Source organism: Microbacterium sp. 1.5R (assembly GCF_001889265.1).
Taxonomy (GTDB): domain Bacteria; phylum Actinomycetota; class Actinomycetes; order Actinomycetales; family Microbacteriaceae; genus Microbacterium.
The window spans coordinates 2,068,869-2,092,373 of sequence record NZ_CP018151.1 but is presented as its reverse complement, the minus strand read 5'-3'; the positions used below and the strand labels follow the sequence as shown (position 1 = coordinate 2,092,373).

At 67.0% G+C, this 23,505-nt stretch carries 22 protein-coding genes; 15 read left to right on the top strand and 7 right to left on the bottom strand.

Annotated features, from left to right (window positions below; genetic code table 11):
- Positions 1-52: 52 nt before the first annotated feature.
- From BMW26_RS09985 to BMW26_RS09970, 4 genes are all read right to left on the bottom strand, one after another.
- Complete coding sequence (locus BMW26_RS09985) at positions 53-1,765, bottom strand: ABC transporter family substrate-binding protein (RefSeq protein ID WP_072591398.1); 1,713 nt, start codon at positions 1,763-1,765, stop codon at positions 53-55.
- Positions 1,766-1,882: 117 nt separating this feature from the next.
- Positions 1,883-3,814, bottom strand: coding sequence for an ABC transporter ATP-binding protein (locus BMW26_RS09980; protein WP_072591397.1), 1,932 nt, complete (start codon positions 3,812-3,814; stop codon positions 1,883-1,885).
- The gene (locus BMW26_RS09975) at positions 3,811-4,734 is read right to left on the bottom strand and encodes an ABC transporter permease (protein WP_053096534.1); all 924 of its coding nucleotides are present in this window, start codon (positions 4,732-4,734) and stop codon (positions 3,811-3,813) included. Before BMW26_RS09975 ends, BMW26_RS09980 begins: the two co-directional genes overlap by 4 nt.
- The gene (locus BMW26_RS09970; RefSeq protein ID WP_053096532.1) at positions 4,734-5,717 is read right to left on the bottom strand and encodes an ABC transporter permease; all 984 of its coding nucleotides are present in this window, start codon (positions 5,715-5,717) and stop codon (positions 4,734-4,736) included. Before BMW26_RS09970 ends, BMW26_RS09975 begins: the two co-directional genes overlap by 1 nt.
- Positions 5,718-5,957: 240 nt before the next feature.
- Between BMW26_RS09970 and lepA the strand changes: the two genes are divergently transcribed.
- The 12 genes from lepA (at position 5,958) to BMW26_RS09910 (ending at position 17,970) form a co-directional block, all read left to right on the top strand.
- Positions 5,958-7,811: a translation elongation factor 4 gene (lepA, locus tag BMW26_RS09965; RefSeq protein ID WP_053096530.1), complete on the top strand. Its 1,854-nt coding sequence runs from the start codon at positions 5,958-5,960 to the stop codon at positions 7,809-7,811.
- A gap of 69 nt (positions 7,812-7,880) precedes the next feature.
- Positions 7,881-8,534, top strand: coding sequence for a DUF1990 family protein (locus BMW26_RS09960; RefSeq protein WP_053096528.1), 654 nt, complete (start codon positions 7,881-7,883; stop codon positions 8,532-8,534).
- Positions 8,535-8,550: 16 nt separating this feature from the next.
- The gene (gene hemW, locus BMW26_RS09955; protein WP_072591396.1) at positions 8,551-9,768 is read left to right on the top strand and encodes a radical SAM family heme chaperone HemW; all 1,218 of its coding nucleotides are present in this window, start codon (positions 8,551-8,553) and stop codon (positions 9,766-9,768) included.
- A gap of 106 nt (positions 9,769-9,874) precedes the next feature.
- A complete protein-coding gene (hrcA, locus tag BMW26_RS09950) occupies positions 9,875-10,906 on the top strand; it encodes a heat-inducible transcriptional repressor HrcA (protein WP_072591395.1) in 1,032 nt (343 codons plus the stop codon).
- Between the two features lie 39 nt (positions 10,907-10,945).
- A complete protein-coding gene (gene dnaJ / locus BMW26_RS09945) occupies positions 10,946-12,061 on the top strand; it encodes a molecular chaperone DnaJ (RefSeq protein WP_072591394.1) in 1,116 nt (371 codons plus the stop codon).
- A 14-nt stretch (positions 12,062-12,075) separates the two neighbouring features.
- A complete protein-coding gene (locus BMW26_RS09940; RefSeq protein WP_053096520.1) occupies positions 12,076-12,804 on the top strand; it encodes a 16S rRNA (uracil(1498)-N(3))-methyltransferase in 729 nt (242 codons plus the stop codon).
- Between the two features lie 44 nt (positions 12,805-12,848).
- Positions 12,849-13,196 (top strand): HIT domain-containing protein, encoded by a 348-nt coding sequence (locus BMW26_RS09935; protein ID WP_072591393.1) that lies wholly within the window; start codon positions 12,849-12,851, stop codon positions 13,194-13,196.
- 61 nt (positions 13,197-13,257) lie between these two features.
- A complete protein-coding gene (locus BMW26_RS09930) occupies positions 13,258-14,283 on the top strand; it encodes a PhoH family protein (protein ID WP_230100781.1) in 1,026 nt (341 codons plus the stop codon).
- Positions 14,284-14,299: 16 nt separating this feature from the next.
- On the top strand, positions 14,300-14,758 hold the full coding sequence (gene ybeY, locus BMW26_RS09925) for an rRNA maturation RNase YbeY (protein ID WP_053096515.1): 459 nt from the start codon (positions 14,300-14,302) through the stop codon (positions 14,756-14,758).
- Positions 14,755-16,050: a hemolysin family protein gene (locus BMW26_RS09920; RefSeq protein ID WP_053096513.1), complete on the top strand. Its 1,296-nt coding sequence runs from the start codon at positions 14,755-14,757 to the stop codon at positions 16,048-16,050. The genes ybeY and BMW26_RS09920 overlap by 4 nt, the downstream gene beginning before the upstream one ends.
- Positions 16,043-16,939, top strand: coding sequence for a GTPase Era (era, locus tag BMW26_RS09915; RefSeq protein WP_072591392.1), 897 nt, complete (start codon positions 16,043-16,045; stop codon positions 16,937-16,939). The genes BMW26_RS09920 and era overlap by 8 nt, the downstream gene beginning before the upstream one ends.
- 80 nt (positions 16,940-17,019) lie before the next feature.
- The gene (locus BMW26_RS09910; protein ID WP_072591391.1) at positions 17,020-17,970 is read left to right on the top strand and encodes a quinone oxidoreductase family protein; all 951 of its coding nucleotides are present in this window, start codon (positions 17,020-17,022) and stop codon (positions 17,968-17,970) included.
- Here BMW26_RS09910 and BMW26_RS09905 read toward each other — a convergent pair.
- Positions 17,967-18,605: a hypothetical protein gene (locus BMW26_RS09905; protein ID WP_232224446.1), complete on the bottom strand. Its 639-nt coding sequence runs from the start codon at positions 18,603-18,605 to the stop codon at positions 17,967-17,969. The genes BMW26_RS09910 and BMW26_RS09905 overlap by 4 nt on opposite strands.
- A gap of 196 nt (positions 18,606-18,801) precedes the next feature.
- Between BMW26_RS09905 and leuA the strand changes: the two genes are divergently transcribed.
- The gene (gene leuA, locus BMW26_RS09900; RefSeq protein WP_053096506.1) at positions 18,802-20,556 is read left to right on the top strand and encodes a 2-isopropylmalate synthase; all 1,755 of its coding nucleotides are present in this window, start codon (positions 18,802-18,804) and stop codon (positions 20,554-20,556) included.
- A gap of 69 nt (positions 20,557-20,625) precedes the next feature.
- Here the strand turns inward: leuA and BMW26_RS09895 are convergent, their stop codons facing one another.
- On the bottom strand, positions 20,626-21,321 hold the full coding sequence (locus BMW26_RS09895; protein ID WP_053096504.1) for a trimeric intracellular cation channel family protein: 696 nt from the start codon (positions 21,319-21,321) through the stop codon (positions 20,626-20,628).
- A 34-nt stretch (positions 21,322-21,355) separates the two neighbouring features.
- On the opposite strand from BMW26_RS09895, the gene recO reads away from it, so the two are divergent.
- The gene (gene recO / locus BMW26_RS09890) at positions 21,356-22,102 is read left to right on the top strand and encodes a DNA repair protein RecO (protein WP_053096502.1); all 747 of its coding nucleotides are present in this window, start codon (positions 21,356-21,358) and stop codon (positions 22,100-22,102) included.
- Positions 22,099-22,902, top strand: a complete 804-nt coding sequence (locus BMW26_RS09885; RefSeq protein ID WP_053096500.1) for an isoprenyl transferase — start codon at positions 22,099-22,101, stop codon at positions 22,900-22,902. The genes recO and BMW26_RS09885 overlap by 4 nt, the downstream gene beginning before the upstream one ends.
- Here the strand turns inward: BMW26_RS09885 and BMW26_RS09880 are convergent.
- Entirely contained in the window at positions 22,842-23,453 is a 612-nt protein-coding gene (locus BMW26_RS09880) for an AAA family ATPase (RefSeq protein ID WP_053096498.1), read from the bottom strand. The genes BMW26_RS09885 and BMW26_RS09880 overlap by 61 nt on opposite strands.
- Positions 23,454-23,505: the final 52 nt, after the last annotated feature.

The window sequence follows — 23,505 nt, the reverse complement described above, 5'->3', positions numbered from 1 at the left end:
GATGGACCACCGACCCCGCTGCGAAGCTCTGACGAGTCAGGCTCCGAATGGATTACTTCTCGTATCCCACGTTCTCCACCGGCGTGATGCCGAAGAGGTCGAGACCCACGTAGGGCTCGGGCGTGAGGTTGGCGAGGCCTTCCTTGACGGTCCAGATCTCCGGGCCGTTGAGGACCGGGATGATGCCCCAGGTCTTCGCGAAGATCTCGGACTCCATCTCCATGGCCTTCTTGGTCTGCTCGACCGGGTCGGAGATCGTCTCGAGCTCCTCGTGGATCATCGTGTCGATCTCCTCGGTGCCGGTGCCCGACAGGTTCAGGCCGCTGTCCGAGCAGTACAGCTGGCAGAACCAGGCGGCACCGAACGGGTCGGACGACGTGAAGTTGAGGAAGAAGATGTCACCGTTCTGCGTGGTGTAGTCCTCGGCGAAGTCAGCGGACGGGCGGGTGTCGATCGTCACCTCGACGCCGACCTCCTTCAGCTGCGCCTGAACGGCGAGCGAACGTGCGCGAGCGGTCTCGGTGTCGGAGTGCACGGGGAAGACGAGCGACAGGCGCTGGCCGTCCTTCTCGCGGATGCCGTCGGCACCGGCGACCCAGCCGGCCTCATCGAGGAGCTTGTTGGCACCCTCGGTGTCGCCGTCCTTGCGGCCGGCCTCCTCCAGCGCGTTGACATAGTCAGGCTGGAACGAGAAGAGGGTCAGGGACCCTGCGGGCTCCTCGGTGTAGTTCAGACCGTTGAAGACGATGTCCTTGACCTGCTCGATGCTGATCGCCTCGAACACGGCCTTGCGGACCTCGAGGTCGGACAGCACCGGGTTGGTCGAGTTCAGCGTGAAGATCGCGTTCGCGGTCGCCTGACCCTTGTAGGTCTTGACGCCTTCGAGACCCTCGACCTGTGCGAGCAGCTCGGCGCTGCCGGTCTCGGCCATGTCGACCTCGCCGTTGCGCAGTGCGTTGACCGCCGCGGTCGGCTCCATCTGGATGAAGGAGACCTTGTCGAGCAGCGGAGCGTTGCCCCACCACTTCTCGTTCGGGACGAGCGTGACGACGCCGCCGGTCTTGTCGAAGTTGTCGACCGTGTAGGGGCCTGCGGCCCATTCCGGGTGCCAGTCGCCGAGGAACGCCGTGTTGAACAGCTCAGGCGTGTTGACGGCCGGGTGCAGCAGCTGCGAGTAGACCATCTCGGGCCAGGCGAACTCGCCCTTGAAGGTCACGATGACGTCGCGGTCGTTCTCGCCGGCCTCGACGGACTCGATCTCTTTCCAGCCGTCGGTCGCGTTGGGCTGGTACTCCTCGTTCTCGCCGCTCTGGGCTTCCCAGGTGGCCTTGAACGCGGTGACGTCGATGGGCGTGCCGTCGTTCCAGACAGCCTTCTCGTTGACCTTGAAGTGCAGGACGGTCTTGCCGTCTTCGACACCGAAGGAGTAGTCGTCGAGGTATGCGTCGTTCTTCTTGACGGTGCCGTCAGGATCCATCAGCAGGATCTGGGGGCGGAACCACGTCCCGATCTGGGTGACGCGGGCGTCACCGTCGCTGTGGAAGTAGTTCAGCTGCTCGGCGATGTTCGAGACGGGGATGCGGAGTTCGCCGCCCTCTGCGAGGTTCTCGCGGGGCTGCGGGTTGTAGTCCGCGCCCTCGACCGTCTGAGCTTCGCCTTCACCGCTGTTGCCGCCGCCGTTGCCTGCCGGTGCGCACCCGCTCATGGCGAGGGCGAAGGCAGCGCCGAGAGCAGCGATGCCCATCAGCTTCTGATGCCGTTTCATGGTACTCCTTAGTGCCTGTCGGCCTTACTTGGGATAGGGGCAGACTAACCCCGCAACTCTCGGGCGAAACCCCAGTGACACGGAACCGTTATCGGACTGTGCACATCGGTACACAGGTCAGCTGACGGCGACGGCCTCTGGGTCGAAACCCTCGACGGGAAGGATGATCCGCTCGCGCGTGCGCTCGATGTCGGGGTCGGGGATCGGGATCGCCGAGAGCAGCGCCTTCGTGTAGGGGTGCTGCGGATCGTCGAACACCTGATCGACGTCTCCGTGCTCGACGAACGAGCCCTTGTACATCACCGCGACCCGGTCGGCGATGTGGCGTACGACGGCGAGGTCGTGCGCCACGAACAGGTAGGACAGCCCGAGCTTGGCCTTCAGCTCGTCGAGCAGGTTGATCACGCCGGCCTGGATCGAGACGTCGAGAGCCGAGACGGGCTCGTCGAGCACCACGATCTTCGGGTTGGTCGACAGCGCTCGTGCGATGCCGATGCGCTGACGCTGACCACCCGAGAACGCCTGGGGGAAGCGGTCGCTGTGCGCCGGGTCGAGACCCACGAGACCCATGAGCTCCTCGACGCGATCGAACACGTCGTCCTTGCTCATGCCGATCGCGAGCATCGGCTCGGCGATGATGTCCCAGACCGTCATGCGAGGGTCGAGCGCCCCCATCGGGTCCTGGAAGACGATCTGCAGATCACGACGGAGCTTTCGCTCCTCCGCTCGGTTCTTGATGTCAGCGACGCTCGTGCCGCCGATGCGGATGTCGCCGTCCTCCTGGGCGACGAGATCCATGATCTGGAGGAGCGTCGTCGTCTTCCCGCTGCCCGACTCGCCGACGATCGCGAGGGTCTCGCCCTGGCGGATGTCGAAGCTGATCCCCTTGACGGCGTGCACCTCGCCGACCTTGCGCTTGAAGAGCGCACCCTTCATGAGGGGGAAGGTCTTGTTGAGGTTGACCGCCTCGAGGGTGATGGGACGATCCTCGCGGGGCACCTTCGCCAGCCCGCTCTCGGGGATCTCCGGGATGGGGAAGACGGGGAGCCCGCCGATGCGTCCGTCGTCGTCGATGTCGTTCGCGCGGATGCAGGCGACGGAGTGGTCGGAGTGACCCTCGGTGGAGATGGGGAGCAGATCGGGCTCGCGCTGCAGGCACGCGTCGATCGCGATGGGGCATCGCGCCGCGAACGGGCACGCATCCGGCAGATTGATCAGGAGTGGGGGGTTGCCCTTGATCGGGATCAGCGGCACCTTCTCGGTCTTGTCCACCCGCGGGATGGCACCCAGAAGGCCGATCGAGTACGGCATCCGGGTGCGGTAGAACAGCTCGCGCACCGGGGCCTGCTCGACGGGCTTGCCGGCGTACATCACCAGCACGTCGTCGGCGGTCTTGGCGACCACCCCCATGTCGTGCGTGATGATGATCATCGCGGCGCCGGTCTCCTGCTGCGCCTTCTCCATGAGCTCGAGGATCTGCGCCTGGATGGTGACGTCCAGCGCGGTCGTCGGCTCGTCCGCGATGATGAGCTTGGGATTGTTGGCCATCGCGATCGCGATCACGACACGCTGACGCATGCCGCCGGAGAACTCGTGCGGGAAGGCCTTCATGCGGCGCTCCGCCTCGGGGATCCCGACGAGCTTCAGCAGCTCGACGGAGCGATCCCAGGCGTCCTTCTTCGACAGCCGACGATGAACCGTGAGAGCCTCGATCAGCTGGTCACCGATCGTGAACACGGGCGTGAGCGAGGTCAGCGGGTCCTGGAAGACCATGGCCATCCCGTTGCCGCGGATCACCGAGAGCTGCTTGTCGGACTTGCCGAGCAGTTCCTGGCCGTCATAGATGATCGACCCGGTGACCTTGGCGTTGTCGTCGAGCAGGCCCATGATCGCGAGCGAGGTGACGGACTTGCCCGAACCGGATTCGCCGACGATGCCGAGGGTGCGACCCTCTTCGAGGTCGAACGAGACGCCGCGCACGGCATCGACTCGACCGGCTTCCGACGGGAAGCTGACCTTGAGGTCTCGGACGGAAAGGACAGTACTCATGCGCGACCTCCAGCCGCAGAGGTCGGATCCAGGGCGTCGCGCAGACCGTCGGCGATGAGAGCCATCGAAACGGTGAGCAGGGTGAGCGCCGCTGCAGGGAAGTAGAAGAGCCACGGTGCGCTCACCAGAGTGCTGGAGCCGTAGCCGATCAGGGCGCCGAGCGAGACGTCGGGCAGCTTCACACCGAAGCCGAGGAACGAGAGCGCGGTCTCGGTGAGGACGGCGGACACGACGCCGAGCGTGAAGTTGATCACCAGCAGCGACCCGATGTTCGGGAGCATGTGACGCAGGACGATCCGCATCCCCGAGAGCCCGGCGTAGCGAGCGGCATGCACGTACTCGCGCTCGCGGATCGACAGCGACAGGGTCCAGATGATCCGGGCAGGGAAGAACCAGCCGACGACGAAGATCATGACGAGCGAGATCACCAGCCAGTTCCCGCCGGCGTCGTTCGAGATCATCGCGAGGATCAGGAAGTTCGGGACCACCATCATGAAGTGGATGATCGCGAGCATGATCCGCTCGTACCGGCCGCCGAAGTAGGCGGCGGTGGCTCCGATGAGTGCCGAGACGACCGTGGTGCCGATGGCCACGAGGGCAGCGATCATCATGGAGCGCTGAAGTCCTACGGCGACCTGGGCGAAGTTGTCGTTGCCCGAACCGTTCGTCCCGAACCAGTGCTCGGCCGAGGGAGCCTGGCGCAGTGCGAGGAAGTCGAGGTCGGTGTGCGAGTAAGGCGCGATGAGCGGTCCCACGATCGCGAACACCACCAGAAGCGCGAGGATGACGACGCCGATCAGGGCACCGCGGTTGCGCAGGAACCGACGCGTGTACAGCGTCAGCATCGAGGTGCGCTTGCGGTTCTTCGGCTTCTCCGGCTCGGCGATCTCGGGGGACACCCCGATGGCTTCCAGGGACATCAGCTCACCCGCACTCTCGGATCGAGGACGACCACGGCGACGTCAGCGAGGATCGCGCCGATCGCCGTCATCAGGGCGCCGAACGCCGCGACTGCGACCACGCCGTGAATGTCGTTGTTGTTCAGGGTCTGGATGAAGTACCGACCCATTCCGTTCCAGTTGAAGATCGTCTCGGTCAGCACCGCTCCGGTGAAGACCGCGGGGATCGTGAACGCGACCTGCGTCGTGACGGGGATCAGCGACGTCCGCAGCGCGTGCTTGCGGATGGCCTGCTGCTTGGTGAGTCCCTTGGCACGAGCGGTGCGAACGTAGTCCGCCTTGATGTTGTCGAGCAGCAGCGAGCGCTGCAGGAAGTGGATGGACGCGTAGCCCGTGAGCACCAGGCCGAGTGTGGGGAGCGTCAGATGTTGGAGGACGTCTATGAGGACGGGGAAGAATCCCTCGACCCCCTGACTGGAGGATCCGACGACGTAGAAGACGGTCGTGCCGACCGCGTTGTTGAAGTTGATCGCGAGCAGAACCAGAGCGAATCCCGCAACGACCGTGGGGATGTTCATCGTGATGATGCTCGTGCCCTGACCGATGCGGTCGGCCAGTTTGTACTGACGGGATGCCGTGTAGACACCGAGGGCGATGCCCAGGATGGTCGTGATGATCGTCGCCCCGAGCACGAGCTCGGCGCTGATCCAGACCCGGTATGCGACCTGCTCGTTGACGGACTCGCCTGTGGGGCCGACTCCCCAGTCCCAGCGGAAGAGGATGCTCGAGAACCAGGTCCACCATCGTTCGATCAGGGGGACCGATTCGCTGAGGTTGCGAGGCTTCAGCAGCGCATCGATCTGATCGGGCGAAAGCGGAGGTCGACGTCCGACGTAGTTGTTCTCGGGATCGAGATACAGCCACGCGAGGAAGTAGGTGATGTTCGTCGCGATGACGATCATCAGCACCCATCCCAGCAGGCGGCGCAACAGATACTTGATCAAGGTGATGATTCTTTCTCTTTTACAGACGCGCGCGGGATCCGCCGACGCAACGCTGAGCCGGGAAGACAGTCAATCACCATCAGCCGATCTGCGCGACACGACGCCTGCACTTGGTCTGTGACGGAGTCTTATCGCTCACGGGATCCGGTGTCACGGATGGCTCCCGGGCAACCTCGGCAGAATATCACCGGATCGCACGAAGCGGGCATAAGCCTCGCCTCACCGTAGAATCGTCAGGACATGTCACCACGCGCTCTCACTCCGCTTCAGCCTGCCGCGACGCCTTCGGCGCAGATCCGCAACTTCTGCATCATCGCGCACATCGACCACGGCAAGTCGACCCTCGCCGACCGCATGCTCCAGATCACCGGCGTGGTCTCGGATCGCGACATGCGCGCGCAGTACCTCGACCGCATGGACATCGAGCGTGAGCGCGGCATCACCATCAAGAGCCAGGCCGTGCGGATGCCGTGGGAGATCGACGGCGAGACCTTCGCGCTCAACATGATCGACACCCCGGGGCACGTCGACTTCACCTACGAGGTGTCCCGGTCTCTCGCCGCCTGCGAGGGCGCGATCCTGCTCGTCGACGCCGCCCAGGGCATCGAGGCCCAGACTCTGGCGAACCTCTACCTCGCGCTTGAGAACGACCTGCACATCATCCCGGTGCTGAACAAGATCGACCTGCCGGCGGCCGACCCCGACAAGTACGCCAAGGAGCTGGCATCGCTCATCGGCGGCAAGCCCGAGGACGTGCTCCGTGTCTCGGGCAAGACCGGTGTCGGCGTCGAGGAGCTGCTCGACCGACTGGTCAAGGAGATCCCCGCACCCGTCGGAGACGCCGATGCTCCGGCCCGCGCCATGATCTTCGACTCCGTCTACGACGCCTACCGCGGGGTCGTCACCTACGTCCGCATGGTGGACGGCAGCCTGTCGCCCCGCGAGCGCATTCAGATGATGTCGACGGGTGCCAACCACGAAGCGCTCGAGGTCGGCGTGTCGAGCCCCGAACCGGTGCCGTCCAAGGGGCTCGGCGTCGGCGAGGTCGGCTACCTCATCACCGGAGTGAAGGACGTCCGTCTGTCGAAGGTCGGTGACACGATCACGACGGCACGCAGGCCCTCGACCCAGGCTCTGCCGGGCTACACCGACCCGAAGCCGATGGTCTTCTCGGGGATCTACCCGATCGACGGCAGCGATTACGCGGAGCTCCGGGAGGCGCTCGACAAGCTCAAGCTCTCCGACGCCTCGCTGCAGTACGAGCCTGAGACCTCGGTCGCCCTCGGTTTCGGCTTCCGCTGCGGGTTCCTGGGACTCCTGCATCTCGAGATCATCACCGAGCGTCTCGAGCGAGAATTCGGCCTCGACCTCATCACCACCGCACCCAGCGTGATCTACGAGGTGCTCACGAGCGACACGGGCGAGACCGTGACGGTGACGAACCCGAGCGAGTACCCCGACGGTCGCATCGGCTCGGTGTCGGAGCCGATGGTGAAGACCGCGATCCTGCTGCCCAAGGACTACGTGGGCACGGTCATGGAGCTCTGCCAGTCTCGTCGCGGAGCGCTGCTGGGCATGGAGTACTTCTCCGAGGAGCGCGTGGAGCTCCGCTACATGATGCCGCTCGGTGAGATCGTCTTCGACTTCTTCGACCAGCTCAAGTCCAAGACCCAGGGCTATGCCTCGCTCGACTACGAACCCGCCGGACAGCAGGAGGCGGACCTGGTCAAGGTCGACATCCTGCTGCAGGGTGACAAGGTCGACGCGTTCAGCTCGATCGTGCACCGCGACAAGGCCTACGCCTACGGCACGCTGATGACGGAGCGACTGCGCAAGCTGATCCCTCGCCAGAACTTCGAGGTGCCGATCCAGGCCGCTATCGGCGCCAGGATCATCGCCCGCGAGACGATCAGGGCGCTGCGCAAGGACGTGCTCGCCAAATGCTACGGCGGTGACATCAGCCGCAAGCGCAAGCTCCTCGAGAAGCAGAAAGAGGGCAAGAAGCGCATGAAGATGGTCGGTCGTGTCGAAGTGCCGCAGGAGGCGTTCATCGCAGCGCTCTCCGGCGACGTCGAGGGCAAGGACAAGAAGTAGGACCTTCGGGCCGGGCTGTTCCCGGCGTGGAGGGTGATCGTCCAGGGAACGGGAAGTAGGCTGGAACGCATGCGGCGCGGGACTTTCCGAGACGACACGGTTGACTATGCGGCCGTGGGTGCGACCCACGCGCCCGATCTGATGCAGTACCCGCCGGAGCGCAGCATCCCGGCGGAGAACTCCTGGCGGATCGGCAGCGGTCATGACCGCTTCCAGTCCGCGGGCGAAGCGCTGCTGACCTGGACCGCGCAGCGCGCGGCGGGCCTCAGCATCGAGGATGTGCGTCCCGCGCCCGGTCCCGCCTACGCCGGTGTCAGCTTCGACGCCGAGGGCACTCCGATCGCACCGAGCAAGAACGACGTCGAACAGCGCTTCGACGCGGAAGGCACCCCGTTCGCCGGCCCGGGCATGACGCTGCGCCTGCATGGGCGGGTTGCCGGCATGCGGGCGGATGCCGAGCTGCGCGTGATCTCCGTGACCGAGGAGAAGCGCCGGATCGGGTTCGTGCTGGGCACGGTCGGAGGCTCGGTGGTGCGCGGTGAGGAGTCCTTCGACATCGACTGGCGCGAGGACAACGACGAGGTGTGGTTCTCCGTCCGTGCCTTCGACGCGCCGAACTCCCTTCTCTACCGCGTCGTCCCGCCGCTGGTGAAGCGCCGTCGCCGCGAGTTGTTCGCACGCTATCTGCGAGCGATCTCGCCGCTGTACGCGACTCCGGTCTGATGGTCGCACCTCTCTGATGGCCGGTCCGCTCCCACTCGGCGATCCGGCACCGGCAGACGGACATCTGCCCTCCGATCTGCCGATCGATTCCTCCGTGCCCTTCTCCGCATATCTGCACGTCCCCTTCTGCCGGGTGCGGTGCGGCTACTGCGACTTCAACACCTACACCTCGGGAGAGCTCCGCGGCGCGAAGCAGGAGGACTACGCCTCGACGCTCATCACCGAGATCGCCCTGGCGAGGCGCGTTCTCGCGGATGCGGGCGCGCTGCGCCCGATGGACACCGTGTTCTTCGGAGGCGGCACGCCGACGCTGCTGCCGCCGGGCGACCTGGCGCGGATGCTCGGTGCGGCGACCGACGCGTTCGGCCTCGTCGACGGCGCCGAGGTCACGGTCGAGGCGAACCCCGACACGGTGACGTCCGAGGTCGCGCGGACCCTCGCGGATGCCGGCGTCACGCGGCTGTCGATCGGCATGCAGTCGGCAGTGCCGCATGTGCTCGCCGCTCTCGACCGCACTCATCGCCCCGAGAACGTGACGACAGCGGTCGCCGCGGCGAAGGACGCAGGCCTCGCCGTGAGCGTGGACCTCATCTACGGCGCCCCCGGTGAGTCGATCGGTGATTGGGAGGCGTCGCTCGACGCGGCGCTCGCACTCGAGTCGGACCACATCTCGGCGTACGCGCTGATCATCGAGGACGGCACGAAGCTCGCGCGACAGATCCGCCGAGGCGAGGTGCCGGCGCCGGACGACGACCTGCAGGCCGACATGTACGAGCTCGCCGATGCGCGTCTCGCAGCGGCGGGCTTCGACTGGTACGAGATCAGCAACTGGTCTCGCTCGCCCGAGCAGCGTTCGCGGCACAATCTCGCCTACTGGCGGGGGAGCGACTGGTGGGGATTCGGTCCCGGCGCGCACAGTCACGTCGCCGGCCTGCGGTGGTGGAACGTCAAGCATCCGGCCGCGTATGCACAGCGGCTCGCCGCAGCGGAGTCTCCCGCCGCCGGCACGGAGCGGCCGGACGAGCAGTCGACGACGCTCGAGCGCATCCTGCTGCTGAGTCGCATCCGCGAGGGCATCGCCGTCAGCGACCTCGCCGCGGACAAGAGGACACGCGTCGCGGGTCTGATCGCGGATGGGCTCGTCGACCCGGCCGCTGCCGTTCGCGGACGCGTGCAGCTCACACTGCGGGGGCGCCTGCTCGCCGATGCCGTCGTGCGTGAGCTCACCGACTGATCGGCGACCGCTGAGTCCGGACATCGTGCCGGATCAGCACGTGGTCGGCGTCGGCGGGTAGAATTGGCACTCGTAGCCAGTGAGTGCCAAGAGGGAGGGAGTTGCGATGGTCAGCGAAAGAGGCCTCCAGGTTCTCCGCGCGATCGTGCAGGACTACGTCGAGACCCATGAACCCGTCGGCAGCCGATCGATCGTCGACCGATACTCCTTCGGCGTGTCCGCGGCGACGATCCGCAACGACATGGCACTGCTCGAAGACGAAGAGCTGATCGCCGCCCCGCACACCTCCTCCGGTCGCGTCCCCACCGACAAGGGCTACCGCGTGTTCGTGGATCATCTCGCCCAGCTGCGGCCACTGTCGGTCGCGCAGCGCACGGCCATCGAGTCCTTCCTCACCGCTCCCTCCGACCTCGACGACCTGATGGTGCGCACGGTCCGAGTGCTCACGCAGCTCACGGGGCAGGTCGCGCTGGCGCAGTACCCGTCATTCGCGCGCGCGCATCTCACGCATCTCGAACTCGTGGCGCTGGCGCCGAATCGTCTGCTCATCGTGCTCGTCACCGACGCGGGCGGCGTCTCGCAGCGCATCGCCCCGCTGCCCGTCGACGTCGACGACGCCGACATGGCGCTGCTGCGTGCTCGTCTCTCCGCCCTGATCACGGGCCGGGCGGTGAGCGACGCCGCTGAGCGGCTGCAGGCGCTTCTCGCGGACGACGCACACAGTCATGACGTCGTACTGCGCGCTCTCGCGACGATCGTCGTCGACGAGCTCGGCGCCTTCCGTCAGGAGCGCCTGGTGATGGCCGGAGCAGCGACTCTGGCTCGACGCGAGCAGGACTTCCGCGGCAGCATCCACCCTCTGCTCGAGGCGATCGAGGAGCAGGTGACGCTGCTGCGGCTGATGAGCGAGATGGAGGCGGACTCCCACGGTCTCGCCGCCAGCATCGGCACCGAGAACGCGTCCTTCGGCCTCGGCGAGGCATCGATCGTGGCCAGCAACTACGCCGCCCCCAGCGGCACGGCGCGAGTCGGCGTGATGGGGCCGACGCGCATGGACTATCCGAGCAATCTCGCGGCGGCGCGGGCCGTGGCCCGCTATCTGTCTCGGATGCTCGACGAAGACGAGGCGGCCCGCTGACGCGGCCGCCCAGAGAACAGCACACGCAGAAGGGCCATTGTGGCAGACCACTACGAGGTACTCGGCGTCTCTCGTGACGCCTCCACCGACGAGATCAAGAAGGCGTACCGACGCCTCGCTCGTCAGCTCCACCCCGATGTGAATCCGGGCGAGGACGCGGCCGAGCAGTTCAAGCTCGTCACGCATGCATACGACGTCCTGAGCGACGACGATTCCCGTCGCCGCTACGACATGGGCGGCGGAGACGGCACCGCCGGCAACTTCCAGGGCTTCGGCGGCTTCGGGGACATCTTCGAGACCTTCTTCGGCGCGGGCCAAGGCGGCGGCAGGGGCGCGCGTCCGCGGTCACGCCGCGAACGGGGACAGGACGCCCTCGTCCGGGTGACCCTCGATCTCGGCGACGTCGTCTTCGGTGCGCACCGCGACATCGAGGTCGACACGGCCGTGCTGTGCGAGACGTGCAACGGCTCGTGCTGCCAGGAGGGCACGTCGCCCGTCACCTGTGACATCTGCGGCGGCTCCGGACACGTTCAGCGTCAGGTGCGGAGCCTGCTCGGCAACGTCGTGACCTCTCAGCCCTGCGGCACCTGCGAGGGCTACGGCACGACGATCCCGTATCCGTGCGGCACCTGCGGCGGCCAGGGGCGGGTGCGCTCGCGTCGCACCGTCTCGCTCGACATCCCCGCCGGCGTCGAGACCGGGCTGCGCCTGCAGCTGCCGGGCTCTGGCGAGGTCGGCAAGGCGGGTGGCCCGAACGGCGACCTGTACGTCGAGGTCACCGTGAACCCGCACCCGTCTTTCAGCCGCGACGGCGACGACCTGCTGGCGACGCTGGAGGTGTCGATGCCGGATGCGATCCTCGGCACCGAGACCACGATCCAGGGTCTCGACGGCGAGGTCGATCTCGAGATCCGCTCGGGCGTCCAGTCCGGCGACGTGCTGACGATCAAGGGCCGCGGCATCACGCCGCTGCGGGGCAACCAGCGCGGCGACCTCCGCGTCGGCGTGCAGGTGGTCACTCCGACCCGGCTCGACTCCGCGCAGCGCGCGCTCATCGAGGACTTCGCGAAGAAGACCAAGGCACCGGGCCCGCAGCTGGCGCAGTTCCAGCAGGGGCTGTTCTCGAAGCTCCGCGACCGCTTCCGTTCGCACTGATCCGGACGGCGCTCATGGCACTCCACTTCCTCGTCGAGAACTCCTCGGATGCCGCGGTCGGCGACCTCGTGTCGCTCACCGGCGCCGAGGCGAAGCACGCCGCCGTCGTCCGACGGCTCCGCGTCGGCGAGGCGGTGACGGTCGGCGACGGCTCGGGGGTGTGGCTGACCGGCGTCGCCGAAGAGGTGTCTCCGTCCCGCGTCGACGTGCGCGTGGCCGAGCGATCGGTCGACCCCGCGCCCAGCCCTCGCATCGTGCTCGTGCAGGCTCTCGCGAAGGGCGATCGCGACGAGCTCGCCGTGCAGGCGGCATGCGAGCTCGGCGTCGATGAGATCGTGCCGTGGCAGGCGAGCCGAAGCGTGTCCCGATGGGATGGTCCCAAGGCCGTCAAGGGGCGCGAGCGGTGGGCGACGATCGTCCGCGAGGCGGCGAAGCAGGCTCACCGGGCGTGGGTCCCGGAGGTGGCGCCTCCGGCGTCGACCGCCGACCTCGCGAGACGCGCCGCATCTCAGCGGGTGCTGCTTCTCGACCCGACCGCCCCCGTGCGGTTGTCCGAGCTCGAGCCGGACGGCAGGGACATCGTCCTCGTCGTCGGGCCCGAGGGCGGTATCTCCGACGACGAGCTCTCGAAGCTGTCGGATGCCGGCGCCGAGCGTGTGCTGCTCGGAGACACCGTGCTGCGCACGTCCACGGCGGGCCCGGCTGCGATCGCCGTGCTGTCGGTCGCACTCAGCCGCTGGTGATCAGGCTACGGACCCGGCAGTGCTGCGGTCAGTAGACTGGGAGCATGTCCGAGCCCTCGATCTTCACGCGCATCCTCAACGGCGACATCCCGGGTGAGATCCTGCTCGACACCGGCCGCGTGTTCGCGATCCGGGACATCAACCCGCAGGCACCGCTGCACGCGCTCGTGATCCCCAAGACCGAGGACTACCGCGACGTCACGGGGCTCGCCGAGGGCGACCCCGGTCTGCTCGCGGAGATCGTCGCGGCTGCGAAGCAGCTCGCCTCCGAGCATGCGAACGGCGAATACCGCCTCATCTTCAACAACGGCGCCAGCGCCGCCCAGTCCGTCTTCCACGTGCACGCCCATGTGCTCGGCAACATCGAGGAGAGCAAGCTCGTTGGCTTCTGACGAAAACGACCTAACCGCATCCGACACCGCCGTCGAGAAGATCTACGCCGACGGCGTCGCCATGGTGCAGCTCCTCGGTCCGCAGGATCGACTGCTCCGGATGCTCGAGAAGGAGCACCGCGACGTCCAGGTGCTCGTGCGCGGCAACGAGATCACGCTCACCGGCGCGCCGGAGGCCGTCGCGAAGGCGAAGACCCTGGTCGACGAGCTGATGACCATGACCAAGGCAGGCCACGACCTCGCCCCGAGCGACGTGACGAGCTCGGCCCGCCTGCTGCGCAACGACGGCGGCCCTCGCCCGAGCGAGGTGCTCGGAGAGGCGATCCTGTCGACCAGGGGCAAGGTCATCCGTCCCAAGACGCTGGGGCAGAAGGAGTACGTCGACGCGATCGAGGAGAACACGATCGTCTTCGGCATCGGCCCGGCCGGTACCGGAAAGACCTACCTCGCGATGGCCAAGGCCGTCCAGGCCCTGCAGCGCAAAGAGGTCACCCGCATCATCCTCACCCGCCCCGCGGTCGAGGCCGGAGAGCGGCTCGGATTCCTGCCCGGCACGCTCACCGACAAGATCGACCCGTACCTCCGCCCGCTCTATGACGCGCTGAACGAGATGATGGACCCCGAGATCGTCCCTCGTCTGATGGCGACGGGCACGATCGAGGTCGCCCCTCTCGCCTACATGCGCGGCCGCACGCTCAACGACTCGTTCGTGGTGCTCGACGAAGCGCAGAACACGACTCCCGAGCAGATGAAGATGTTCCTCACGCGTCTCGGCTTCGGGTCGAAGATGGTCGTCACCGGTGACATCACCCAGGTCGATCTCCCGCAGGGATCCTCGGGACTCCGGCTCGTCACCCGCGTGCTCGACGGCATCGACGACATCCATTTCGCGCGGCTCACGAGCGACGACGTGGTGCGTCACTCGCTGGTCGGACGGATCGTCGACGCCTACAGCGAGTATGACGAGCGGCGCACCGCCCAGCGCTACGAGCGCGAGCAGGCGGCGGAGTTCGCCAACCGTGCCGACCGGCGGGGCGCACAGCGACCAGGACCCCGAGACCGGATGCCGAAACGAGGCCTCTCCTGATGAAACGAGCACAGCCATGATCGAGATCAACAACGAGTCGGCCATCGACGTCGACGAGACCGTGCTGCAGCGCCTGACCGACTTCAACCTCGCGCAGATGCATGTCAGCCCGGACGCCGAGGTCGCGATCGTGCTCGTCGACGAGGCTGCCATGGAGGCCCTCCACGTGCAGTGGATGGATGAGCCCGGTCCGACCGACGTGCTCAGCTTCCCGATGGACGAGCTGCGCCCGGGCACCGAGGATCGCCCCACGGCCCCGGGGCTGCTGGGAGACATCGTGCTGTGTCCTCAGGTCGCCGAGGCTCAGGCCCAGGCCGCCGGCCACACCCTGATGGACGAGCTGATCCTGCTCACCACCCACGGTCTGCTGCACCTCCTCGGCTTCGATCACGCCGAGCCCGACGAGGAGCGCGAGATGTTCGGACTGCAGAAGGAGCTCATCCAGGGCTTCGCCGCGGCTGAACGTCGACGATGACCGCGGCCCTCCTGCTCGCAGGCGCTGTCCTGCTCGTCGCCTTCGGCGGCCTGATGGCGGCGATCGACGCCGCCTTCGGTGTCACGTCCCGGTCGGACATCGAGGAGATGGGCGCGGAGGGGCGCAACGGCCCCCAGCTGGTGCGCATCGCCGCCGACCCTGACGCACACGTCAACGCCGTCGCATTCATCCGCGTGCTCGCCGAGACGGCGGCCGCGGTGCTCGTCACGGTGGCGTTCAGCATCCTGTTCGACAACATCTGGTGGGCGATGCTGGCCGCAGCGCTGCTCATGACGGGTATCAGCTTCGTGCTGGTGGGGGCGAGCCCTCGATCCTTCGGGCGGCACCACGCCGAGGGCATGCTCCGGGCCAACGCACGCATCGTCCGCGGGCTGCGCATCATCCTGGGGCCACTCGCTCACGGACTCGTGGTGCTCGGCAACCGGGTGACCCCCGGGCGGGGACGCAGCTCGTTCACGTCCGAGGAGCAGCTGCTGAGCATGGTCGACGAGGCCGCCTCGAACGATCTGATCGAGGCTGACGACCGCGACCTCATCCACTCCGTATTCGACTTCACCGACCAGTTCGTGCGTGCGGTGATGGTGCCGCGCACCGAGATGGTGACGGTCGATGCGACGGCGACCACGAGCGAGGCGATGACGCTGTTCCTGCAGCGGGGCGTCTCCCGAATGCCTGTGGTCGACGACGACGCCGATGACGTGGTCGGAGTGCTCTATCTGAAGGACCTGGTGCTGTTCGCCTTCCGCGACGAGAACGCCTGGCGAACCGCATCCATCCGTCCGATCTCGCGACCCGCGACCTTCGTGCCGGAGTCCATGCGCGCCGAGACCCTTCTGCAGCAGATGAAGCGGGACGCCGTGCACGTGTGCCTCGTGATCGACGAACACGGCGGCATCTCAGGGCTCGTGACCCTGGAGGACCTCATCGAGGAACTCGTGGGCGAGATCTCCGACGAGTACGATCAGGTATCGGCAGAGGTCGTCGAACTCGGCGACGGACGCTATCGCGTGAGCTCCCGACTCTCGCTGGAGGACGTCGGCGATCTGTTCGGCCTCGAGCTCGAGGACGAGGACGTCGATTCCATCGGCGGTCTGCTGGGCAAGGCACTCGGACAGGTCCCGCAACCGGGATCCACAGCGACGGTCGAGGGATTGACCCTCACCGGCGGCGCGTCTCGAGGACGAGGGCGCGGGATCGCGACCGTCTTCGTGGAACGAGCGGCAGACGACGCGGGTCATGCCGCAGATGAGAGAGACGGAAACGATGACTGAGCAGACGCGGAGCGGGTTCGTGACCTTCGTAGGACGACCGAACGTCGGGAAGTCCACTCTCACGAATGCGCTGGTGGGCGAGAAGATCGCGATCACCAGTGAGAAGCCGCAGACGACGCGGCGGGCGATCCGCGGGATCGTGAACCGTCCGCAGGGGCAGCTCGTCATCGTCGACACCCCCGGCATCCACAAGCCCCGTACGCTCCTCGGCGAGCGCCTGAACGACCTCGTCGAACAGGTGCTCGGCGACGTCGATGTGATCGGCTTCTGCGTGCCGGCGACCGAGAAGGTCGGCCCCGGCGACCGCCGCATCGCGGCGTCTCTCGACGGGTACCGTCGTGCCAAGAAGATCGCCATCGTCACGAAGACGGACGCGGCCAGTCGCGACCAGATCACCGAGCGACTGATGGAGGTCGACGCGCTGCGCGAGGACTGGGACGCGGTGATCCCGATCTCCGCGCTCACGAACGACCAGCTGGAGGTGCTCGCCGACGAGGTGCTCGCACTGATGCCCGAGGGGCCGGCTCTGTACGGCGAGGGTGTCACGACCGACGAGTCGGAGGAGGACCGGATCGCCGAGATGATCCGCGAGGCCGCGCTCGACGGGGTCCGCGACGAGCTTCCCCACTCGATCGCGGTCGTGATCGACGACATCGCCCCGCGTGAGGGAACCGACCTGACCGATGTGCACGCATCCATCGTGGTGGAGCGTGACAGCCAGAAGGCGATCATCATCGGCCACAAGGGCAAGCGTCTGGCCGATGTCGGACGCCGGGCCCGTGTCGGGATCGAAGAGCTTCTCGGCACGAGGGTGTTCCTGGGCCTCCATGTGAAGGTCGCGAAGGAATGGCAGCGCGACCCGAAGCAGCTCGGCCGCCTCGGCTTCTGACCCTCGACACGAGAGGCGGCGAGGATCCGGTGCTCCAGCGGCACGGCCGCAGGACTCTCCCGCAGGGGTAGGGTCGCGATATGACACTCGCACAGCACTGGATCGCATCGTCGTGGGGCGCGCCTGAGACATGGGAGTTCGTCGACTACGAGGTGCCGTCTCCCGGCCGCGGTGAGGTGACGATCCGCGTGGAGGCCGCCGGGGTGAATCCCGCGGACGCCAAGCACGTCGCGTCTGCTCACCAGGGCGTGCAGCTGCCTGTGCCGATCGGCTACGAGGTCTCGGGCACGATCAGCGCGATCGGACCCGGCACGCGGATCGGCTCGGGGGATGCGAAAGAAGGTGACGAGGTCGTCGCCTTCCGCGTGCGCGGGGGATACGCGACCGAGCTGACCGTGCCCGCCGAGAAGGCCTTCGCGAAGCCGACCACACTCACGCACGCGGAGGCCGCGAATCTGCTGCTCGCCGGCACCACGGCCGCTGAGATGCTCTGGGTGACCGGCGCGGCACCGGGGGAGACGATCCTCCTGCACGGCGCGTCCGGAGCGGTGGGAGTGAGCGTGCTGCAGCAGGCCGCACTGCGGGGGATTCGAGTGATCGGCACCGCGAGCGCCGAGCGGTTCGACGTCGTCCGTCGTCTCGGGGGAGTCCCCGTGCGATACGGGGCCGGCCTGGCGGAGCGGGTCCGGGGGGCCGCGGGCGAGGCGGGCGTCTCGGCAGCCCTCGACGCGGTGGGCACGGACGAGGCCGTGGACGTGTCCCTCGAGCTGGTCGCAGACCGCCAGCGCATCGTCACGATCGCAGCGATGGGCAGGGCCGCCTCCGACGGCATCCGGGTGATCGCCGGTTCGATGCCCGTCAGCGCCCGATTCCGGGACGAGGTGCGCGGGGAACTGATCGCTCTCGCTCAGAACGGAGATCTGATCGTTCCCGTGGCGCGGACGTTCGCCCTGGAGGACGCTCCGGCGGCACTCGCTCTGCTCGCCGAAGGGCACCCCGGCGGAAAGCTCGCTCTGATCCCGTCGTCCTAATCGATCTCGCGCAGCGCCGAGGTCACGACCACGACCCCATCGCCGTAGGCCGCATCCATCGCGTTCTGCACCGACCCGTCGTCCCACACGACCTGCATCCAGACATAGCCGCGTTCGGTCCACAGGGTGAGCGCATCGCGTCCCACGGCATTCGACAGCTCGTCGGACACCTGCGCCAGCTCAGCCTCGGAGCTCGCGCCTGGGACACCGCCCGTGGGATCCTCGGGTCGGACAGGGTCGTACAGGGCGAGCATGATCGGAGGATCGGTGACCGCGTATCGCTCGCCGTCGAAGGTTCCGTACACCGCGTAGGTTCCCCACGTGGTGTCGCCGCTGGATTCGCTCCCGTCTACCCCGTCCCAGGTCCAGCCGTCGAGGGGAAGGCCCGAGCACTGCGGGGGATACGACTCGGCGACGATTCCGAGGCAGAGCCGAGGCTCACCGCCCACATCGAGCACCGTGCCCGTGCCGATCACCCGTCCTTCCGGCGGTGGGACGCTCGCGGCGTCCCAGGTCGGTGAGGCCGAACTCGTCGGCGCGGATGCACCGCCGGAACCGGACGAGCAGGCGGCGAGGACGCACATCCCGATGACGGCGACGGCGGCGAGAAGCATGCGGCTGTGCGGTGTGCTCATGCCTGACAGTGTCTCGTGACGCGTGATCGTCTCACGGCGGCTCGGAGCGGATCGGCATCCCTGCTACCATGGCCGCATGCCTTTCGGCGGTCTGCTTCTTCTTAGCTGCCGCGACGAGTCCTAAAGCTAGGGCCTTCCTCGTCGCGGCGCTTGTGTTGGCCCGTTCACAATTCTGACGAAGAGAAGAAGCCCCATCATGCAGAACACTCAGCGCCCGTCTGCGATGCCGATCCACAAGTATCGGCCGTACCACGAGCAGATCACGGTCAACCTGCCCGACCGCACCTGGCCGGACGCCCGCATCACCGAGGCGCCCCGTTGGTGCGCAGTCGACCTCCGCGACGGCAATCAGGCGCTCATCGACCCGATGTCGCCCGAGCGCAAGCGCGTCATGTTCGAACTCCTCGTTAGCATGGGGTACAAGGAGATCGAGGTCGGATTCCCTTCGGCGAGCCAGACCGATTTCGACTTCGTCCGTCAGCTCATCGAAGAGAACCTGATCCCGGATGACGTCACCATCCAGGTGCTGACCCAGGCGCGCGAGCATCTGATCGCCCGCACGTACGAGTCGATCTCCGGGGCCAAGCAGGCGATCGTGCACCTCTACAACTCGACCAGCGTGCTGCAGCGCGAGGTCGTCTTCCGCACTGACAAGCAGGGCATCATCGACATCGCGCTCGAGGGTGCTCGGCTGTGCCGTCAGTACGAGAAGACCATCCCCGACACGAAGGTCTACTACGAGTACTCGCCCGAGAGCTACACGGGAACCGAGCTCGAGTTCGCCGTCGACGTCTGCAACCAGGTGATCGAGGTCTTCGAGCCCACCCCCGACCGCAAGGTCATCGTCAACCTGCCGGCGACCGTCGAGATGGCCTCGCCGAACGTCTACGCCGACTCGATCGAGTGGATGAGCCGCAACCTGGCGCACCGCGAGAACGTGATCCTGTCGCTGCACCCGCACAACGACCGTGGCACGGCGATCGCGGCGGCCGAGCTCGGCTACATGGCCGGGGCCGACCGCATCGAGGGCTGCCTGTTCGGCAACGGCGAGCGCACCGGAAACGTCGACATCGTGGCGCTGGGCATCAACCTCTTCACGCAGGGCATCGATCCGCAGATCGACTTCAGCGACATCGACCAGGTCAAGCGCACGGTCGAGTACTGCAACCAGCTGCCGGTGCCCGAGCGGTCGCCGTGGGCGGGCGACCTGGTCTTCACCGCGTTCAGCGGGTCGCACCAGGATGCGATCAAGAAGGGCTTCGAGGCGATGGCTGCCCGTGCCGAGGCTGAGGGCGTCACGGTCGACGACATCGAATGGGCCGTCCCCTACCTGCCGGTCGATCCGAAGGATCTCGGACGCTCCTATGAGGCCGTGATCCGTGTGAACTCGCAGTCCGGCAAGGGCGGCGTCGCCTATCTGCTCAAGGCGGACCACGCGATCGACCTGCCGCGCAAGCTGCAGATCGAGTTCTCGGGCGTCGTCCAGAACAAGACCGACGCCGAGGGCGGCGAGGTCACGAGCGAGCAGATCTGGTCGATCTTCAACGACGAGTACCTGCCCGCCACTGACACCGAGGCCAAGTGGGGCCGGTTCGAGCTGCTCTCGACGCAGACCCGCAGCGACATGTCGGGTGACGTGGTGCTCGACGTGACACTGCGCGACGACGATCAGCAGGTGTCCGTCGCCGGTAACGGCAACGGACCGATCGCCGCGTTCATCGAGGTGCTGCGCGGTCAGGGCTTCGACATCACTCTCTACGACTACGTCGAGCACGCACTCAGTGCAGGTGGCGACGCACAGGCTGCGGCGTATGTCGAGCTGCAGGTCGGCGATCAGCGCCTGTGGGGCGTCGGCATCGACGGAGACATCTCGACGGCATCCCTCAAGGCGATCGTCTCGGGAGTAAACCGCTCGATCCGCACGCGCCAGCTGGAGCTGGCAGCGGTCTGAGGGTCGACGAGAACGCCCCCGCGGTCATCGACCGCGGGGGCGTTACGTCTGCCCCGTGCCGAGGATCGGTCACTCAGGGCTCGGCTTGACGACCTGGATCACTCCGGTCTCCGCGGCGACCTTGCGGCGATACAGGCGACGTTGCTCCGGAAGCGAGACGTCGAAGCTCACGGCGAGCACTCGGATCACCGCGGTGACGACGATGCCGAGCACGGCGGCGAGCGTGATCGACATCCCGAGTCCGTTCGCGGTGGCGATGAAGACGCAGCCGGCACCGGCGGCGACGGCGTAGAGCGAGCCGACATGCATGATCGAGGTCGGCAGGCCCATCAGCATGTCGCGCAGCACGCCGCCGCCGACCGCTGCGCAGACGCCGATGAACACCGCGGGAACGGGAGGGATGCCGAAGGCGATCGCCTTGCTCGTGCCGAACGCGCCGAACATGCCGATCACCACGGCGTCGAGCACCACGATGACGGTGTTGAGACGGTTGAATAGTCCCGCGAGCAGCATCCCGAGCAGCGAGGCGCCGGTGGCCGTGAGCAAGTACCAGTTGCTCTGCAGCGTGGCCGGAGTCTGACCGAGCAGGATGTCGCGGATGAGACCGCCGCCCATGCCGATCATGATGCCGATGATCGCGACGCCGAGCCAGTCGAGTCGTCGCTGCCCCTGGAACCCCGACGCGAACATCGCGCCCTGAACGCCGCCGAGGCCGACGCCGAGGAGGTCCGCCCAGAGCGGAATGGTGAAGAGCGGTTCGGTCACGCCTCTATTCTCCCGCACGGAGGATAATCGAACGGTGCCCACCTACCGAGACGAAGCGGTGATCCTGCGCACCCACAAGCTGGGTGAGGCGGATCGCATCGTCACCATGCTGTCGCGTCAGCACGGCAAGATCCGTGCGGTGGCCAAGGGCGTCCGGCGCACGTCGTCGAAGTTCGGGTCGCGCCTCGAACCGTTCATGGTGGCCGACGTGCAGCTGTATCAGGGACGCTCGCTCGACATCGTGCAGCAGGCGGAGTCGCTCGGCTCCTACGGTTCCGACATCGCGGCCCACTACGACCGGTTCACATCGGCGAACGCGATGGTCGAGACCGCCGATCGGCTGAGCGACTCCGAGGCGACGCCCGAGCAGTACCTGCTGCTGGTGGGCGGGCTGCGTGCGCTCTCGCGGGGCGAGCATTCCCCCAGGAGCATCCTCGACTCCTACCTTCTGCGCGTGATGGCGCTGTCGGGATGGGCGCCGTCTCTCGGCGACTGCGCACGATGCGCCGCCCCCGGCCCGCACGCGCACTTCGTCGGTCAGCTCGGAGGCGCCGTATGCGTGAACTGCGCGCCGGCCGGAAGTCCGAAGGTGGCAGAGAAGACCCTGTCGCTGCTGCGATCCCTCATGACCGGAGAGTGGGAGGCGATCGATGCCGCGCCTCACGCGGACAACGCCGCGGCATCAGGCCTCGTCGCTGCCTATGCGCAGTGGCACCTGGAGCGCGGCATCCGCTCGCTGGCCCACCTCGTGGCCGACATCCCTCGAGAAGGAGCACGGTGAGCCCCAAGCCCTACACCCACAAGGATGCCGTCGCCTATCGTCCGCTCGACTGGACGGGCGTCCACCCGCCGGCGTTCCGAGCGGTGCCCGAGCACGTCGCCATCGTCATGGACGGCAACGGCCGCTGGGCGAACCGCCGCGGACTGAACCGCGTCGAGGGGCACAAGGCGGGGGAGGAGGTGCTCCTCGACGTCGTCGCCGGTGCGATCCAGGCAGGGGTCAAGCATCTCTCCGTCTACGCGTTCTCGACTGAGAACTGGGCCCGGTCTCCCGAGGAGGTGCGCTTTCTCATGGGGTACAACCGCGACGTGCTGCACCGTCGACGTGATCAGCTCAACGAGTGGGGCGTGCGCGTGCGATGGGCTGGACGCAAGCCCCGGCTGTGGGGCAGCGTGATCAAAGAGCTGCAGTACGCGGAGCAGCTCACGAAGAACAATGACGTGCTCACCCTCACCATGTGCGTGAACTACGGCGGGCGTATCGAGTTGGTCGACGCGATGCGCGCGATCGCCGCCGATGTCGCGGCGGGACGGGTGAAACCGAACGCGATCACCGAGAAGATGATCCGTCGCAACCTCTACGTGCCGGACATGCCCGACGTCGACCTGTTCCTGCGCAGCTCCGGCGAGCAGCGCACCTCGAACTTCCTGCTCTGGCAGGCGGCGTATGCCGAGATGGTGTTCCTCGACACGCTCTGGCCCGATTTCTCTCGCGAGGAGCTCTGGCGCGCGATCGGGGTCTACCTGTCCCGCGATCGTCGTTTCGGCGGGGCGATCGACACCCCTGACGCTTCCGCCTGAGCCCGCAGCCATCGTTCCGTCTCTCGCGGGTGGCGCAGCCGGACGATGAGAAGATGGGGCTGCTCGCTCACGACGCCGGGCATCCGCTCGGTCCACTTGTGCAGCGTTAGCGTCTGCCAGGCGATGATGTTCTCCTCGGGATCTCCCGAGAACATCCGCCAGATCGGCTTCTCGACGTTGCCGTTCCACATGCGGGTGCGCAGGATGCTGCGCCCGAGCGTGCGCCGCAGCAGACGTGCCCGGACCACGCGATACGGGTAGTCCAGCCAGATCACGACCTTCGCACGAGGAGCGAGGATCTCATCGGTTCCCTTGCTCGTGTACTGCCACTCGGTGACCCAGCGGTCCTCCGCAGCGAAGGCGCGGACGTCGTCGAGGAAGGACGGCCGTGGAGTCCAGTTCTCACCGTGGAAGAGTCCGTCGATCTCGACGTGACGCAGATCCCAGAGGTCGGCGATGCGTCGTGCGAGCGTCGTCTTGCCCGATCCTGTGACACCGGCGATCAGCACTCTCTCCGGCCGAAGCGGCAGCGGATCGTCGGCGGAGAGCATCTGAGAATCCTAACGACGGAATAGCCCATAGGTGCATACGGTTGGATGTCAA

Bases quoted from the DNA above. Each gene is read 5' to 3' on its own strand.
- BMW26_RS09985 (WP_072591398.1), bottom strand. From the start codon at position 1,765: ATGAAACGGCATCAGAAGCTGATGGGCATCGCTGCTCTCGGCGCTGCC.
- BMW26_RS09980 (WP_072591397.1), bottom strand. From the start codon at position 3,814: ATGAGTACTGTCCTTTCCGTCCGAGACCTCAAGGTCAGCTTCCCGTCG.
- BMW26_RS09975 (WP_053096534.1), bottom strand. From the start codon at position 4,734: ATGTCCCTGGAAGCCATCGGGGTGTCCCCCGAGATCGCCGAGCCGGAG.
- lepA (WP_053096530.1), top strand. From the start codon at position 5,958: ATGTCACCACGCGCTCTCACTCCGCTTCAGCCTGCCGCGACGCCTTCG.
- BMW26_RS09960 (WP_053096528.1), top strand. From the start codon at position 7,881: ATGCGGCGCGGGACTTTCCGAGACGACACGGTTGACTATGCGGCCGTG.
- hemW (WP_072591396.1), top strand. From the start codon at position 8,551: ATGGCCGGTCCGCTCCCACTCGGCGATCCGGCACCGGCAGACGGACAT.
- hrcA (WP_072591395.1), top strand. From the start codon at position 9,875: ATGGTCAGCGAAAGAGGCCTCCAGGTTCTCCGCGCGATCGTGCAGGAC.
- BMW26_RS09940 (WP_053096520.1), top strand. From the start codon at position 12,076: ATGGCACTCCACTTCCTCGTCGAGAACTCCTCGGATGCCGCGGTCGGC.
- BMW26_RS09935 (WP_072591393.1), top strand. From the start codon at position 12,849: ATGTCCGAGCCCTCGATCTTCACGCGCATCCTCAACGGCGACATCCCG.
- BMW26_RS09930 (WP_230100781.1), top strand. From the start codon at position 13,258: ATGGTGCAGCTCCTCGGTCCGCAGGATCGACTGCTCCGGATGCTCGAG.
- ybeY (WP_053096515.1), top strand. From the start codon at position 14,300: ATGATCGAGATCAACAACGAGTCGGCCATCGACGTCGACGAGACCGTG.
- BMW26_RS09920 (WP_053096513.1), top strand. From the start codon at position 14,755: ATGACCGCGGCCCTCCTGCTCGCAGGCGCTGTCCTGCTCGTCGCCTTC.
- era (WP_072591392.1), top strand. From the start codon at position 16,043: ATGACTGAGCAGACGCGGAGCGGGTTCGTGACCTTCGTAGGACGACCG.
- BMW26_RS09910 (WP_072591391.1), top strand. From the start codon at position 17,020: ATGACACTCGCACAGCACTGGATCGCATCGTCGTGGGGCGCGCCTGAG.
- BMW26_RS09905 (WP_232224446.1), bottom strand. From the start codon at position 18,605: ATGAGCACACCGCACAGCCGCATGCTTCTCGCCGCCGTCGCCGTCATC.
- leuA (WP_053096506.1), top strand. From the start codon at position 18,802: ATGCAGAACACTCAGCGCCCGTCTGCGATGCCGATCCACAAGTATCGG.
- BMW26_RS09880 (WP_053096498.1), bottom strand. From the start codon at position 23,453: ATGCTCTCCGCCGACGATCCGCTGCCGCTTCGGCCGGAGAGAGTGCTG.